10 protein-coding genes are annotated in these 14,497 nt (G+C 65.5%); 7 read left to right on the top strand and 3 right to left on the bottom strand.

All coding sequences use genetic code 11. The annotated features are described in order from the left end of the window. Positions 1 to 6: 6 nt before the first annotated feature. From ACPYOD_RS09165 to ACPYOD_RS09155, 3 genes are read left to right on the top strand one after another with little or no spacing between them, the layout of a single operon-like run. Positions 7 to 1,371 (top strand): APC family permease, encoded by a 1,365-nt coding sequence (locus ACPYOD_RS09165; protein WP_481301432.1) that lies wholly within the window; start codon positions 7 to 9, stop codon positions 1,369 to 1,371. Then, positions 1,353 to 2,297: a carbohydrate kinase family protein gene (locus tag ACPYOD_RS09160; protein WP_481301431.1), complete on the top strand. Its 945-nt coding sequence runs from the start codon at positions 1,353 to 1,355 to the stop codon at positions 2,295 to 2,297. Before ACPYOD_RS09165 ends, ACPYOD_RS09160 begins: the two co-directional genes overlap by 19 nt. Then, entirely contained in the window at positions 2,275 to 3,690 is a 1,416-nt protein-coding gene (locus ACPYOD_RS09155) for a family 4 glycosyl hydrolase (RefSeq protein ID WP_481301430.1), read from the top strand. The genes ACPYOD_RS09160 and ACPYOD_RS09155 overlap by 23 nt, the downstream gene beginning before the upstream one ends. Positions 3,691 to 3,712: 22 nt before the next feature. Here ACPYOD_RS09155 and ACPYOD_RS09150 read toward each other — a convergent pair whose 3' ends face one another. Next, positions 3,713 to 4,396, bottom strand: coding sequence for a dienelactone hydrolase family protein (locus ACPYOD_RS09150; RefSeq protein ID WP_481301429.1), 684 nt, complete (start codon positions 4,394 to 4,396; stop codon positions 3,713 to 3,715). Positions 4,397 to 4,527: 131 nt separating this feature from the next. Between ACPYOD_RS09150 and ACPYOD_RS09145 the strand changes: the two genes are divergently transcribed. Beyond that, complete coding sequence (locus ACPYOD_RS09145) at positions 4,528 to 5,484, top strand: MBL fold metallo-hydrolase (protein WP_481301428.1); 957 nt, start codon at positions 4,528 to 4,530, stop codon at positions 5,482 to 5,484. 18 nt (positions 5,485 to 5,502) lie between these two features. Next, positions 5,503 to 6,036, top strand: coding sequence for a cytochrome P460 family protein (locus tag ACPYOD_RS09140; protein WP_481301427.1), 534 nt, complete (start codon positions 5,503 to 5,505; stop codon positions 6,034 to 6,036). Between the two features lie 26 nt (positions 6,037 to 6,062). Here the strand turns inward: ACPYOD_RS09140 and ACPYOD_RS09135 are convergent, their stop codons facing one another. Next, complete coding sequence (locus ACPYOD_RS09135; RefSeq protein WP_481301426.1) at positions 6,063 to 8,942, bottom strand: beta-galactosidase; 2,880 nt, start codon at positions 8,940 to 8,942, stop codon at positions 6,063 to 6,065. 63 nt (positions 8,943 to 9,005) lie between these two features. Next, positions 9,006 to 10,499 (bottom strand): MFS transporter, encoded by a 1,494-nt coding sequence (locus tag ACPYOD_RS09130; protein WP_481301425.1) that lies wholly within the window; start codon positions 10,497 to 10,499, stop codon positions 9,006 to 9,008. Positions 10,500 to 10,758: 259 nt separating this feature from the next. Here ACPYOD_RS09130 and ACPYOD_RS09125 point away from each other — a divergent pair, with 259 nt between their 5' ends. Both ACPYOD_RS09125 and ACPYOD_RS09120 read left to right on the top strand, forming a co-directional pair. Further along, a complete protein-coding gene (locus ACPYOD_RS09125) occupies positions 10,759 to 11,772 on the top strand; it encodes a LacI family DNA-binding transcriptional regulator (RefSeq protein ID WP_481301424.1) in 1,014 nt (337 codons plus the stop codon). Between the two features lie 95 nt (positions 11,773 to 11,867). Then, a complete protein-coding gene (locus tag ACPYOD_RS09120) occupies positions 11,868 to 14,462 on the top strand; it encodes a glycoside hydrolase family 3 protein (RefSeq protein WP_481301423.1) in 2,595 nt (864 codons plus the stop codon). The last annotated feature ends 35 nt before the right edge of the window (positions 14,463 to 14,497 follow it).

The following is a 14,497-nucleotide window of genomic DNA, read 5'->3' as shown; positions in this document are numbered from 1 at the left end:
CGACGGATGACGGGATGGCGTGGGGGCGACAAGCAGGTGATGGCGAACGCGCCGCCGCGGGCGATCGGGTTCTGGGGCGGCCTTTCGGCCAACGTCCTGAACATGATCGGCATCGGGCCGTTCGTCACCATCCCGCTTGCGCTTTCCGCGCTGGCCGGCCCCGCGGTGCTGCTGGGCTGGATCGCGGGTGCCTTGCTCTGCCTGTGCGACGGACTCGTATGGGCCGAGCTGGGTTCGACGATCCCGGAATCAGGTGGCCCTTATCACTACCTGCGCGAGGCGTATGGCCGGGACCGGGCAGGGCGGCTGTTCGGTTTCCTGTACCTCTGGCAGACGCTGCTCACGGCACCGTTGTCGATCGGGTCCGCCGCAGTGGGGTTCGCGCAGTATGCGGGATACCTGGTCCCGTCGCTGGGCGACGGAGCTCGGGTATTCATTGCCGCCAGCCTGTGCCTGCTAAACACAGCGATTCTTTATCGCAAGGTCGGCGATATCCAGAAACTGTCCCTGGTGGTGACGGCCGCCGTCGTGGCTGCCGCGGTATGGATCGTCCTCACCGGCATCGTGCATTTCGACATGGCGACGGCGCGGCATTTCCTGGACGCGCCGATGTCGTCGGGCAAGGGATTCTGGCTGGGTCTCGGTGCGGTATCGCTGATCGCCGTCTACGACTACGGTGGCTACAACAACGTGTGCATGCTCGGCGGTGAGGTGAAACAACCGCGCCGCACGATCCCGATGGCCGTGCTGGTGTCGATCCCGGTGGTGGCCGTGCTTTACCTGGGCCTCAACGTCAGCATCCTCGGCGTGCTGCCGTGGGAGAAAGCGGCGCACTCCACCGCGGTCGTGGCCGACATGATGCAGGCAGTGCACGGCGCCTGGGGCGGCAACATTGCCGTGGTGCTGATCCTTGTCGCCAGCTGGGGGTCCGCGCTGGTCGTGCTGCTCGGTTATTCGCGCGTGCCCTATGCCGCCGCCGCGGATGGCCAGTTCTTCGCGCCATTTGCCCGCTTGCATCCCCGCGACGGGTTCCCCACGGTGTCGCTGCTGTTCGTCGGCATCACCTCCGCGCTTGCCTGTTTCCTTTCGCTGGAGAAGCTGATCAGCATGCTGATGGTGGTGCAGATCCTGTTCCAGTACATCGCGCAGTGTTTCGCGGTAGTGGCCTTGCGCCGCCGCCCGCGCATGGCCGATGTGTTCCGCATGCCGCTGTATCCGCTGCCTATCGCGATCAGCGTGGCCGGCTGGCTCTACCTGGTCGCCACCAGCGGCGTCCCGACCATGCTCACCGCCGTCGCTGCCATCGCGGTGGGCAGCATCCTTTTCCTTTGGCAAGCACGGAGAACGCGCACGTGGCCGTTTCCTCACTGACGCTCCGGGATGTCGCTGTCGTCGGGGAAATATTCGCCGACCACGTCTTCACCGGGTTCCCTCATTGGCCCCGTCCCGGCGAGGAGGTGATCGCGAAGGATTACCTGCGCGAACTCGGCGGCGGCAGCGTCAATACGGCCTGCGGCCTCTCGCGGCTGGGTCGTCGCGTGCGCCTCGTCGGCCTGATCGGCGAGGCCGACTTCGACTGGTTCGAGCGGCGCCTCCGCGAGTTCGGCGTCGGCATGGATGGCATCCGCCTTGCGCACGAAGGCACCGGCGTTACGGTCAGCGTCTCCATGCGTGACGATCGCACGTTCTTTACTTACCCCGGCGCCAATCGCGGGCTCGCCGAGTCGTTGACGGTACCGGCCGTGGTCGCAGACCTCGCCGAGGCGCGCCACGTGCATTTCGCCATGCCGTTGTCTCGCGACCTGGCCAGGGCCGTGTTGCCGCAGCTCCGCGCGGCCGGCTGCACCACCTCGCTGGACGTGGGTCACTCGCCGGACTGGTTGCGTGATCCGGTGAATATCGACACCTGCCGTGAGGTCGACCTGTTCCTGCCCAATGCCACCGAAGCCGAACTGCTCTGCGGAGAGACGACCCCCGAGGCCTACGTTGCATGGGCGCTGGACAATCGCCTGCCTCGTGCGGTGCTGAAGCGCGGCGCGCAGGGCGCCGTCGCCGTGGCAGACGGCGTGCTCAGCAGCGTCGCTCCGCCGCCGATCCACGTCGTGGATACGACGGGAGCGGGCGATGCGTTCAATGCCGGCTTGATCGATGCCTGGCTCGACGACGAACCCCTTGGTCCTGCGCTCGAGCGCGCCTGCATCTGCGGCGCCCTGTGCAGCACGGCCGCCGGCGCCCTCGCGGCGCTACCCCATTCCCCCCAATTGAGGACCCTTCGTGAACAGACGTACCGATCGTAAGATCGCCCTGGTGGGAGGCGGCAGCGTTCGCTCGCCCCTGGTGGTATTTGGCGTGAATGAAGCCGCCGAGGCGCTCGGTGCGGCCGAGATGGTGCTTTACGATCCGGACCCGGAACGCCTGCAGGTCATGGTGGACCTCGGCAAGGCCATCGTCCGCCGCGGCGGCGGCCAGCTGCGTCTGCGCGGCGCCACGTCCATCGAGGACACGATCGAGGGCGCGGATTTCGTCCTGAACAGCATTCGTATCGGTGGCATCGCCGGCCGTGCCGCGGACGAGCGCGTGGCGATCAAGCACGGTTACTCCGGGCAGGAAACCACCGGCCCCGCCGGCGTGGCCATGGGTTTGCGCACTATCCCCATCGCCATCGAACAGGCCCGTCTGGTCGAACGGCTTTCGCCGGATGCGTGGCTGGTGAACTTCACCAACCCCGCGGGCCTGATTACCCAGGCCGTGAGCGACCATAGCAAGGCACGCATCGTCGGCATCTGCGATACGCCCACGGAGCTCTTCCACAATATCGCCCGTGCGCTCGGCGAACCGTTCGACGCGGTGGAGTGCGATTACGTCGGCCTCAACCACCTGGGCTGGGTGCGCAGCGTGCGCGTGCGGGGCGAGGAGAAGATCGACACGCTGATCGACAGCGATGAATTGTTGCGCAGCCTGTACCTCGCACCGTTGTTCGACACGGACATGATCCGCACGTTGCGGCTCATCCCCACCGAGTACCTGTTCTTCTACTACGAACGCCAGCGCGCGCTGGCCAACCAGCGCCGGCAAGGAGGGAGCCGTGGCGCCGAGATCGCCACGTTGAACGACGAATTGTTCGCCACGTTGAAGTCGCGGCTGGCGGCCGGGCAGGGCGACGAGGCGGTGGATATCTACGCGGCCTACCTCAACCAGCGCTCGGGTTCATACATGAAGCTGGAGGCGGAAGGCGGCTCGGCCTTCGACGACGGCGTGAGCCTGGACGTGGATCCGTTCCGCGTCGCCACCGGCTACCACCGCATCGCCATCGACGTGATGAGCGCGCTGACCGGGGCGAAGCCCGCACCCATCGTGGTCAATACACGCAACCGTGGCGCCGTGCCGGACCTGCCGGATGCCGACGTGGTGGAAACGTTGTGCGACATTTCGCTCGACCGCATAGAGCCGCGCCCGATTGCGCCGCTGCCGGATGCCGTGGCCGGCCTGGTGCGTGCCGTGAAGGCCTATGAACGGGCCGCCATCGCCTCGGTGCTCGACGGTAGCCGCCTCGGTGCGCGCAAGGCCATGTTGATCCACCCAGCGATCGGCGAGTGGACCCCGACCGCCAGCCTGCTCGACGCGTTGCTCGGCCACGCGAACGAGGACGGCGAGTGCCTGTGCCAGGGGCCGATGCATCGGCCCCTTTGAGCACGGGCGCCGATAACTCCAATCAGGTGAGATGCGCCTTGAGGAACGCCGAGGTGCGCTCGTTGGCCAGCTTTGCCGCGGCCGCATCGTAATGTGCGCCGCCGTGGCGCGAGAAAGCGTGGTTGCACCCGGGATAGGTGTAGATGGTGACGTTGGGCCGGTCGGCAAGGGCCTTCTTGATGGCGTCCTGGGCGCCCTGGGAAATGTATTCGTCGGCGCCGGCGAGGTGCATCAGGAACGGCGCGGCAATGCGGTCGGCCTCATCGAGGTAGCGCTCCGTATCGCCTCCGTGGAAGGCCACGGCGGCGTCGATCTTATGACGTGCGGCGGTGAGGAACGTCATCAGGCCACCCAGGCAGTACCCCATGACGGCAACCTTTCCGTTCGCGCCCTCCATCGTGCGCGCCACCGCCACGGTGGCGGCTACGTCGTCGACGCCCTTGTCCCGGTCGTAGGCCATGTACAGCGCCAGGCCTGCCTTCCAGTCGGCTTCGGACGTGACACTGAGATCGACCCCTCGCCGTTGTCGCCAGAACAGTTCCGGCGCCACGGCGACGAACCCCTGGGCCGCGAGTGCTTCGCAGGTCTGGCGGATGTCGTCGTTGACACCGAAGACCTCATGCAGGACGACCACGACGGGTGCCCTGTCGTTGTCGGGGCGGGCGACATAGGCCTCGAAGTCACCGGAACTTGTCTTGACGGTCATTGCGTTTCGCATGCGGTTGCTCTCTCGTGGCGTAGTCGGTACAGACAAAAAACCTTGCCCTGACCAATATCCCGGTGTCTTGCAGGGCCATGCTGAGCCGCCCTATCCGGGGGCTCATCAGGAATCCTGACATGACTGCTTTCTCGTGCGCGTACTCCGTTCCTCGCAAGCGGCTGGTCCTGCTGGCAGTCGGCCTCCTGGCTTCGTCGGTGGCCATCGGCCAGGCGGCGAAGCCGGTCAGTCCGGTCATCAAGATCAATGAGGCGGCCGCCACCACGCCGATCGAGAGCACGCCGCTGCGAGGACCATTGACCATGTTGTCCGGGTCCGGAGGGAATATCACCGTACTCAATGGAAAAGAAGGGCAGTTGATGGTGGATGCCGGCATCGCGGTTTCGCGTCCGCGCGTGGAAGCGGCCCTTCGGGCGCTCGGACCCGGCCCTATCAAATACGTTATCAACACGCACTACCACTGGGACCACACCGATGGAAATCCGTGGGTTCATGAGGACGGCGCCACCGTCGTCGGCACGGCGGAGACCGCGAAGCGTGTCTCGACCGTGACGCGCGTGGACGATTGGGACTTCACGTTCCAGCCGCTGCCGGCCGGCGGCGTGCCCACCGACATCGTGACGAAGGACAAGGTCTACCACTTTGCCGGGCAGACGGTTGAAGTGAAGGTGTTGCCGCCATCGCATACCGATACCGACCTCTACGTCATCTTCAAGGAGGCCAACGTCGCGTCGCTAGGCGACCTCTTCTGGAACGGTGTCTATCCGTTCATCGACAACGAGAACGGTGGTGGCATAAACGGCATGATTGCCGCGGACGACGCGATCCTTGCCCAACTGAAGGACGATGTGGTCATCGTTCCAGGACATGGGCCGGTTGGCACCAAGAAGCAGCTGCGGGAGTTCCGCGACATGCTCGCCGGCATCCGGGACAACGTGGCGGCCTTGAAGAAGCAGGGCAAATCGCGCGATGAAGTGATAGCGGCCAAACCCACCGCGAAATACGATGCCGTCTATGGCCATTTCGTCATAGGCCCGGACTTCTTCGCGCGCATCGTGTACGACGGCTTGAAATAAGTGATAAGGAGCGCATCCATGCGGTTGAAATCGTCGTTGGTCCTGGCGGGCCTCGGAGTATGTGCGGTATTCGGTATACGGGCAGCCGAAAAGGCCGCACCGCCCGCTGACGACAATGCGTCGCCGGTCTATGGCGTGACCTTGCCCGCGGACTATCGAGGCTGGCAGGTGGTGAGCGTGGCGCACGAGGCGGGCAACATCAACGACATCCGGGTCATTCTTGGCAACGACATCGCCATGAAGGCCTTTCGCAGCGGTACGTTGCCCTTTCCGGACGGCTCCATCATCGCGCGCCTTGCCTGGAAATATGAGTCGTCACCACGCAACAACGCCATTTTCGGCCGTGAGCAGTCGTTCGTGGCAGGCGATCCGACGAACGTGCAGATATCCGTGAAGGATTCCAAGCGTTATGCCGGTTCCGGTGGATGGGGCTACGGGCAGTTCGAAGGCGGAAAGGCGAACCCGGGCAAGGCGCTGATCCAGACTTGTTTTGCCTGTCACCAGAAACTCCCCCAGGGCGACGATTTCGTGTTCACGAAGTACTCGCCCTGAGGTCTCCCGCGGCGCGGAAGGAGCCCCTATGGGGAGCCAGCCTTCCGCGCCGATGTCAGGTCGCGGTAGTCGGGCGCCTTGACCGCCTGCTGTTTCAGCGGTTTGCGGTAGTTGCCTTGCATCACCAGCGACACCTCGCCAAGCCCGCCATCATGCGCGGTGCTCCATGCGGCAATGGCGATGGTGTTGTCGCCATGCTCGTTCAGCAGGCCCGACGGCAGTTCGAAATCGGTTTGCGGTCCGACATCGCTGATATAGCGACCGATTTGCCAGCCGTTGATGAACACGATCGCCCGGTAATGGTGAGGGGCGAGGTCGTGGATGCGCAACGCGATCGGCACGTCCTGTCCCGCAGGCAGGTCGAGATGGAATGTCGTGCGGTACCAGTCGACGCCTGGTTTGTCGGTGCCTTGCGGCAACGTCGCGGCTTTCCATCCCTTGTCGGCGAACCCGGGTAACTGCCAACCCATGCGCTCGCCGTAGAGGCCACCGGCGTTGAACGGTCCGCGCACGGGATCGGCCAGGTCCTCACCGCCGACGTTGCCCTGGATCTTCCAGTGAATATCCGTGGCAGCGCCGGCGAAGGTCGCGGAGAGCAGGCCGCGCGGCTCGCGGAACGTGCCGTTGTGCTCTTCCTGGAGGTGGCCGTGATTGTCGACCAGTACCGAGATGACGTTGTCGCCGTTCTTGTTCAACCAGGTGGGATCGATGGCGAACTGCTGCGCGCCGCTGGGGTTGTTGCCGAGGAAATGACCGTTGAGCCACGCCGTGAAGATGCCATGGTTGCCCAGGTGCACGCCGGTGTTGGCCGCGAGGCGGATGCCCGTTTCCTTGCCTGTGGCGCGGAAATGCCCGCGATACCAGACATTGCCGTGGTGGAAACCGTAGGCATCGCTGTCGAGGATGGGCAGCCTGTGGTTCCAGTACGGATTGGGTGAGCTCGTGCGGTCGGTGGCGAGCCAGCCGCGGTCGTCGAACGAGGGCGCGATTTCCGGTGCGCCGTCGTTGACGCGCCAATGGTCCAGACGTGGAAGCGTGACGGGTGCCGGCCCGTCGACTGGCGCGACGAGGCTGGCGGATGCGGTCGCCACCGCCTTGGCCGGCGCGCCGTTCCAGGAGAAACCCTTGGTGTCGGGAAAGCCGAACAGCTCCATCTCGCCCGCACGGTCGGTGTCGCCGGTGAGAGCGATGGTGGCGCCCGAGCGCATGGCGCCGCGCACGAGGTACGGACCGCGCACCAGTACCGGGCCGTCTGCCGTGTCCAACTGCCAGAAGCGGACCGCCGCCTCGTTGTCGCCGATCAAGAGCAGCAACGACGTGTCGCCCTGGTCGATAGCCACGCGGGCCAGGCCGTCATGGCGATAGTTGAGCCGCAGGGAACGGCTGGCCGCGTCCCAATGGGTCGCCACCGTGCCTTCGACGACACGGACGGTCGGTTCGGCCGGGTAGCGAAGGACGGTTTCGCCGTCTTCGCCTTGACGACCATAGACAACGGCGAGGTCGCGCGTGCCCAGGCGCAACTGGGTCATCAGCTCGGAAGTGGAATAGGCGAGGTCCTGCTTTCCGAAGCGATAATTGGCGAGCAGGACCTTGGCATCGCGGCCGTCGATATGGATGGCCGTGCCCGACTGCTGCGGGATCGTGGTTTCGCTCCCGTCGCCCAGCGCAATCTTCAGGTGCGTGGCATCGTCTGTCGTGTCCTGGGGTTCCGCATGGCGCAGGAAATAGAAGCGCGTGCCGTCGTCGGGATTGATCCGTGCGGTGACCTGCAGGCGCCGATTGTCCGGTACTGAAGTACCGACCGCATCGGTGCGGGCGAGGGGCGCCACGGCGCGGGTCATGTAACCGATGAGCTTCTGCTGGTCGTACTTGGCCGTGAGCTGTCTGCTTGCGGTGATCGCGGCGCCATAGTCGTACGACGTATAGACACCGGGCGACGACAGCCAACCCCAGTTGATCCCGCCGTGCGTCATGTAGAAATTCTGCATGGTCGAGCCGGCGGCCATCATCGACTCGTAGAACACGCGCTCGAAAGCCGGCCCGGTGAGCTTGCGGCAGGCTTCGTATCCCGGGCCGCCCCACACGTCGAAGGCACCACCCTGGTATTCGGGGAAGAACAAGGGCGCGTGGGTCAGTTCACGACGTTCGGCGCTGAAGTCGTAGATGGCGTTCCAGCGTTCCGGACGCGTGCAGTCGAAGTCCAGCGGATAGGAATCCTGGCCGGGGATGTCGGTGGCACCGAGACCCTCCACGAAGTTGCCGTTGTGGTTGCCCGTGAGCGGTACCGCGATGCCGTCGGCGCGTGCCTTGTCCTCGAGCGCCTGCATGTAGCGGCGTGTGTCGTCGGACTCGTCGTAGAGCTCGTTCTCGACCTGATAGAGCAGGACGGTACCGCGCCCGTCGGTTACCTGGTGCCGCGCGATGATCCGGTTGATCTGCGTCATCCATTCACGGTACGCGTCGGTGTATTCGGGGGAGTCCGAGCGTGGCTTGCCCGACGTGGTCACCAACCAGCCCGGAAAACCGCCGGCGTCGGTTTCCGCGTTGATGTAAGGGCCCGGGCGTGCGATGACGTAGATGCCCACGTCGCGCGCCATGTCGAGCAGGCGGTCGACGTCGCGGATGCCGGTGAAATCGTAGACGCCACGCTTGGGCGAGTGGTAGCCCCAGTCGAAGTAGATTTCCACAGCATTGAAACCAGCGGCCTTCATCTTCTGCAGCACATCGAGCCAGAGGTCGGGCGAGGGCAGCCGCCAGTAGTGGAACGAGCCAGACCAAAGGTAGGTGGGTTTGCCGTCGATGACGAGCGAGTAGCGGTCGTAGGTAACGGTGTGCGCCGGCGCCGCCACGGCGCTCGACGCGCCAAGTACCGCCAGCGCAAGGCCAGCCCAACGAAACGAGACCATCCCACCCTCCGATCGATGCCAACCGCCGTGCGGCATCGGCGAAGGATGGGTGACTTTGGGTAGTTATGCAACTTTGTGGGGTTTTACCCTGTGCCCGGCATTCGGGTCCGGCACGTACAGCGTGCACAGGCCAGCGATGAAGAGACTCGCGCCGCCAAGACCGAGTGCCGCAATGGGCTGGCTGTGGAAGCACAGGCGCAGCAGAAGTCCCAGGACGCTGGCCGCCAGCACCTGCGGAATCACGATGAAGAAATTGAAGATGCCCATGTAGACGCCCATCTTCGTCGTCGGCAGATGGTCCGACAGCAGCGCATAAGGCAACGACAGAATCGAAGCCCAGGCGAAACCTACGCCCACCATGGACACGAGCAACCAGCGCGGGTCGCGGATATACAGGAACGAGAGCAGGCCGGCGCCGCCGAGGCACAGGTTGATCATGTGGCTGAGGCGCAGCCCCCACCGGCGCACCATCAGCGGGATGACCACCGCGGCCAGGGCGCCGAAGCCGTTGTAGGCGGCGAACAGCACGCCCACCCAGTTGGCTCCTTCGTTATAGGCGGACGAGCCGGTATCGGTGGTGGCGTACATCGTCTGCGTGACGCCGGCGGTCGTATAGATCCACATCGCGAACAGTGCGAACCAGGAGAACAACTGCACGCCGGCCAGTCGCCGCATCGACCCGGGCATGCCATAGAGGTCGCCCATCACCTCGCGCAGCATGCCCCGGCTGCGCGTGTGACTGAGCCAGGTGAGCAGCAAGCCGAATGCGATCAGGCCGCCCCCCAGGAGATACACCTCCTTTTCCAGCGCGAAGTGCCTGATGGCGAAGATCACCCCCAGGCCGGCTGCCAGAAGCAGCAGGCCGGGCCGGTCGGCACGCGAAACATCCACTCGCGGGCCTTCCGGCACGTTGTCGGTGAACGAGCGCAACTGTGCCGGTGAGTATTCCCGCGTGGTCACCATGGTCCAGAGCACCGCGCCCAGCAGCACGGCGCCGCCACCGTAGAACGCGTATTTCACCGTATCGGGAATGCCTCCGTCCGGTGCGACGTTGGCCACGCCGAATCGCGCCAGCACCCAGGGCAGGATGGACGCGACGACGGCACCGGCGCCGATGAAGAAGCTCTGCATCGCGAAACCGGTAGGTCCCTGTTGCGTGGGCAGTTGATCGCCCACCAAGGCGCGGAACGGCTCCATCGACACGTTGATCGAGGCGTCGAGAATCCACAGCAGGCCGGCCGCCATCCACAGCGCCGGTGCGTTCGGCATCCACAAGAGCGCCAGCGAGGCGAACACCGCCCCGGCCAGGAAGTAGGGGCGGCGTCGGCCGAGGCGATTCCACGTGCGGTCGGAGTAGTGACCGACGATCGGCTGCACGATCAGGCCGGTCAGCGGCGCGGCGATCCACAGGGCGGGAATGTCGTTCACGTCCGCGCCCAGCGTCTGGAAGATGCGGCTCACATTGGCGTTCTGCAGTGCCAGGCCGAACTGCAGGCCGAGGAACCCGAAGCACATGTTCCATATCTGCCAGAACGACAGAGGCGACCGCTCCCTCATCGGGGCGTGGTCCTCACGCGGGCGATGTCGTGCCGCGTGGCCACGGCGGCCACGCGTGTCGACGGCATGCTCAGCGCGCACGCTGCCGGCCTGCGCTTCGGTTGATCCGGGTCATGGGCCTCTCCTCCAGCGACAGTTATGTCATGGGCCCGGGTATCCCGCATGCTGCGCCCGCAGCATTCGGCGTTTTGGTCGCCCTTGTAAACGGCACGGTTCCGGCGGCATAGTCGATCGACAGTGTGATGAACGCGGAGAATCCATGCGGGTACGCCTCGAAGATGTGGCGCGCGCAGCGAACGTATCGCCCAAGACCGTCTCGCGTGTGCTCAACGACGAGGCCAACGTTACCGAGGCCACGCGCCAACGCGTGCGCGCCGCCATGGAGGCCATGGACTATCGCCCGCATCCGTCGGCACGCAGCCTGGCGGGCAATCGCTCGTTCCTGGTGGCGATGCTGTACGACAACAACGACAACCCGTCGTCAACCTATCTGGCGGAAATCCAGGACGGCGTGCTCGAAGCGTGCGATGCGCATCGCTACAGCATGATGGTGCGGCCGCTCCGCATGCGGGACGGCGATTTCATCCGCCGTTTCGATGCGCTCATTTCCGACCACCACCCGGACGGCGTGGTGTTGACGCCGCCGATTACCGACTACGCACCGCTGTTGAAACGGCTGCGCGAACGCAACGTGCCCTATGCCAGCGTGTCGCCACTGCGGCGGGGCAAGACACTCGGCGTAACGATGGACGAGCAACGCGCGGCTCGCGCCGTCGTGGAGCACCTGTTGGAACTCGGTCACCGGCGCATCGCTCACGTGGTCGGCATTGCCAACCATGGCGCCAGCCGCTGGCGGCTGGCCGGCTATCGGGACGCGATGGCCGCCGCGGGCATTCCGGAAGATCCGGCCCTGGTGGTGCAGGGCGCTTTTACCTTCGCCTCCGGCGTGGAAGCGGCGCGGCAGTTGTTCTCCTTGCCCCAGCGGCCGACGGCGGTGTTCGCCGCCAACGACGACATGGCCACCGGCGTGATGTGGGCGGCGGGAGAATACGGCCTGAAGGTGCCGCACGATCTATCCGTCTGCGGTTTCGACGACACGCCGCTGTCGCGCCAGCTTTGGCCGGCCCTCACCACGGTGCAACAGCCGAGCCGCGAAATGGGCAAGGTCGCCGCCGAACAACTCTTGAGTGAGCTGCGCAACCATGGCACCGGCCGGCTGGTCCAGGTGCCGTTCTCGCTGCAGATCCGCGGTTCCACGGCTCCCGCGCCCTGAGTCCACCGGCTGGTGCGGCAACGGGGCCATGTTGCATAGCAAATTGACAGCGCTGTCATTCCTGCCACTATGCGGCCCGGAAGCGTACCGCCGGTATGCCAGCCTGGAGCTCTCACGTGCCGTTGCTGCAGCGATCGAGCGTGTTCTTGCGAAGCCTTTCCGTGGCCCTGACCCTTGCCGGTGCCTTGCCGATGACCGTTCCAGCCCAGGCTGTCGATGCCACCGCGCACCCCGAAAAATGGCCGAAGGCCAAGTCGCCGCTGCCGGCCGACGCTGCGCTCGAAGCGCGAGTCCGCGCCCTGTTGAAGCGGATGTCGGTGGAAGAGAGGGTCGGCCAGATGATCCAGGCCGACATCAAATACGTGACGCCCGACGATGTACGCGAGTACCGGCTGGGCTCGGTGCTGGCCGGCGGAAATTCGAAGCCGCCCGGACATCCGTACCCGATCGCCTCGCAATGGCAGGCGCTGGCCGATGAGTTCTACCGTGCGTCGATGGACACGTCCCGCGGGGGCAAGGCCATCCCCGTGCTGTTCGGCATCGATGCCGTGCACGGTCACAACAATCTCGTGGGCGGCACGCTTTTCCCGCAGAACGTCGGGCTGGGCGCCGCTCGCGATCCGCAGCTGATCCACGCCATCGGCGAGACGACCGCGCGGGAGTTGCGCGCCAGTGGCATCGGCTGGACCTTCGCGCCCACGCTCACCGTGCCGCAGGACGGACGCTGGGGCCGCGCGTACGAGGGCTACTCGCAGGACCCGGCGCTCGTAGCGAAATACGCTGCCGCGGTGGTCGACGGGCTGCAAGGCAAGCCGGGCACGCCCCGATTCCTCGATACCGACCACGTGATCGCGACGGCCAAGCACTTCCTCGGCGACGGCGGCACGCACAACGGCAAGGACCAGGGCGACGCCCAGATCGACGAGGCCACGCTGCGCGACATCCATGCCGCCGGCTATGTACCGGCGATCGAAGCTGGCGTGCAGGTGGTCATGGTCTCGTTCTCCAGCTGGAACGGGGTGAAGATGGCCGGCAACACGTCGCTTGTCACCGGCGTGCTGAAAGAGCGCATGGGCTTCGACGGCATCGTGCTGGGCGACTGGAACGCGCACGGGCAGGTGCCGGGGTGCACGAACGAGGATTGCCCCGTCGCATACAACGCGGGCCTGGACATGCTGGAAGCACCCGATTCCTGGAAGGGGCTGTACAAGAACACGCTGGCCGAGGTGAAGGCCGGGGTGATCCCGATGAGCCGCGTCGACGACGCCGTGACCCGAATCCTTCGGGTGAAGATGCGCCTGGGCATGTTCGAGGCCGGATTGCCCTCGGCCAACGCGCTGGCGGTGAAATCGGCTGAGGTGGTGGGCAGCGCTGCGCACCGCGCGCTGGCTCGCCGCGCGGTACGCGAATCGCTCGTGCTCCTGAAGAACAATCAGAGTGTGCTGCCGATCGATCCGCGCAAGCACATCCTCGTTGCCGGCGATGGCGCCGACAATATTTCGAAGCAGAACGGGGGTTGGACGCTGAGCTGGCAAGGCACCGGACTGACGAACGCGAATTTCCCGGGAGCCACCTCGATCTGGGGCGGCATCCAGGCGCAGGTGAAGGCGGCAGGCGGTACGGCAGAGTTGTCGGTGGAGGGCGATTTCAAGACGAAGCCGGACGTCGCCATCGTGGTATTCGGCGAGGACCCTTATGCCGAGTTCCAGGGCGATCTGCCGAACCTTGCCTATCGCCCGGGCAACGATCGCGATCTCGATCTGCTGCGCAAGCTGCGCGGACAGGGTATTCCGGTCGTATCGGTATTCCTGACCGGGCGACCGCTGTGGATGAATCGCGAAATCAACGCCTCCGACGCGTTCGTGGTGGCATGGCTGCCGGGAAGCGAGGGGGAGGGCATCGCGGATGTCCTGCTGCGCAACCGCGATGGCCGAGTGGCGCAGGATTTCCACGGCAAGCTTGCCTATGCATGGCCGCGGAGCGCCGTGCAGGTTCCGGTTGCCGCCGCCGCACGCGGGGAGCAACCGCAGTTCCCGTTGGGCTTCGGCCTGACCTATGCCGATCGGCGCGACACCGCGGCGCTGCCTGAGGATCCGGGACTCGTACTGAGCAATGCCCAGGCAGGCGTTTACTTCACCCGGGGCAAGCCCGCACGGGATTTCGCGGTGCGGTTGACCGGCGCAAATGGCGTGGCCATGAATGTCGCCGCCGTACCGGCAGCGTCGCCGGACGGTAGCCTGCGCATCGAAGCGCTCGACTACAAGGCGCAAGAGGACGCGCGCAGCCTGAGCTGGAACGGCAAGGGTGCCGGCGCCGCACGCGTGGAATTGGTGGCCCCCGCGCCGCTCGACGTGGAGCGCGAGACCAACGGCGACGTCCTGCTCGTGACGACGTTGAAGGTCGACGCGATATCGCAGGGAGACACGTCGACGATCGGCATCGGCTGCGGAGCCGGATGCGTCGGTAGTGTTCCCATCGGCGCGCAGCTTTCCGCCCTGCCGAAAGGCGAGTGGTTGCGCGTGGGCATTCCGTTGAAGTGTTTCCGCGATGCCGGTGCCGACATGAGCAAGGTCGACCGGCCCTTTGAATGGGCCAGCCATTCGGGCGCATCGATCGCGATCACAGACGTGTCGCTTGGCACCGTGGCTGACCGGACACTTGCATGCCCGTCGCAGGGAGACAAGCCGTGAGGGCAGTGTTCGTGGAATTTCGCTCGGGATCTGTC

The organism is Luteibacter sp. HAY1-4A, assembly GCF_056755355.1.
Note: the sequence above shows the minus strand (reverse complement) of the source record. Positions and strands in the feature narration are given on the sequence as shown.

Coding starts and splice junctions, on each gene's coding strand:
- ACPYOD_RS09135 (WP_481301426.1), bottom strand. CDS start 8,942: ATGGTCTCGTTTCGTTGGGCTGGCCTTGCGCTGGCGGTACTTGGCGCG.
- ACPYOD_RS09130 (WP_481301425.1), bottom strand. CDS start 10,499: ATGAGGGAGCGGTCGCCTCTGTCGTTCTGGCAGATATGGAACATGTGC.
- ACPYOD_RS09140 (WP_481301427.1), top strand. CDS start 5,503: ATGCGGTTGAAATCGTCGTTGGTCCTGGCGGGCCTCGGAGTATGTGCG.
- ACPYOD_RS09165 (WP_481301432.1), top strand. CDS start 7: ATGACGGGATGGCGTGGGGGCGACAAGCAGGTGATGGCGAACGCGCCG.
- ACPYOD_RS09120 (WP_481301423.1), top strand. CDS start 11,868: ATGCCAGCCTGGAGCTCTCACGTGCCGTTGCTGCAGCGATCGAGCGTG.
- ACPYOD_RS09125 (WP_481301424.1), top strand. CDS start 10,759: ATGCGGGTACGCCTCGAAGATGTGGCGCGCGCAGCGAACGTATCGCCC.
- ACPYOD_RS09150 (WP_481301429.1), bottom strand. CDS start 4,396: ATGACCGTCAAGACAAGTTCCGGTGACTTCGAGGCCTATGTCGCCCGC.
- ACPYOD_RS09145 (WP_481301428.1), top strand. CDS start 4,528: ATGACTGCTTTCTCGTGCGCGTACTCCGTTCCTCGCAAGCGGCTGGTC.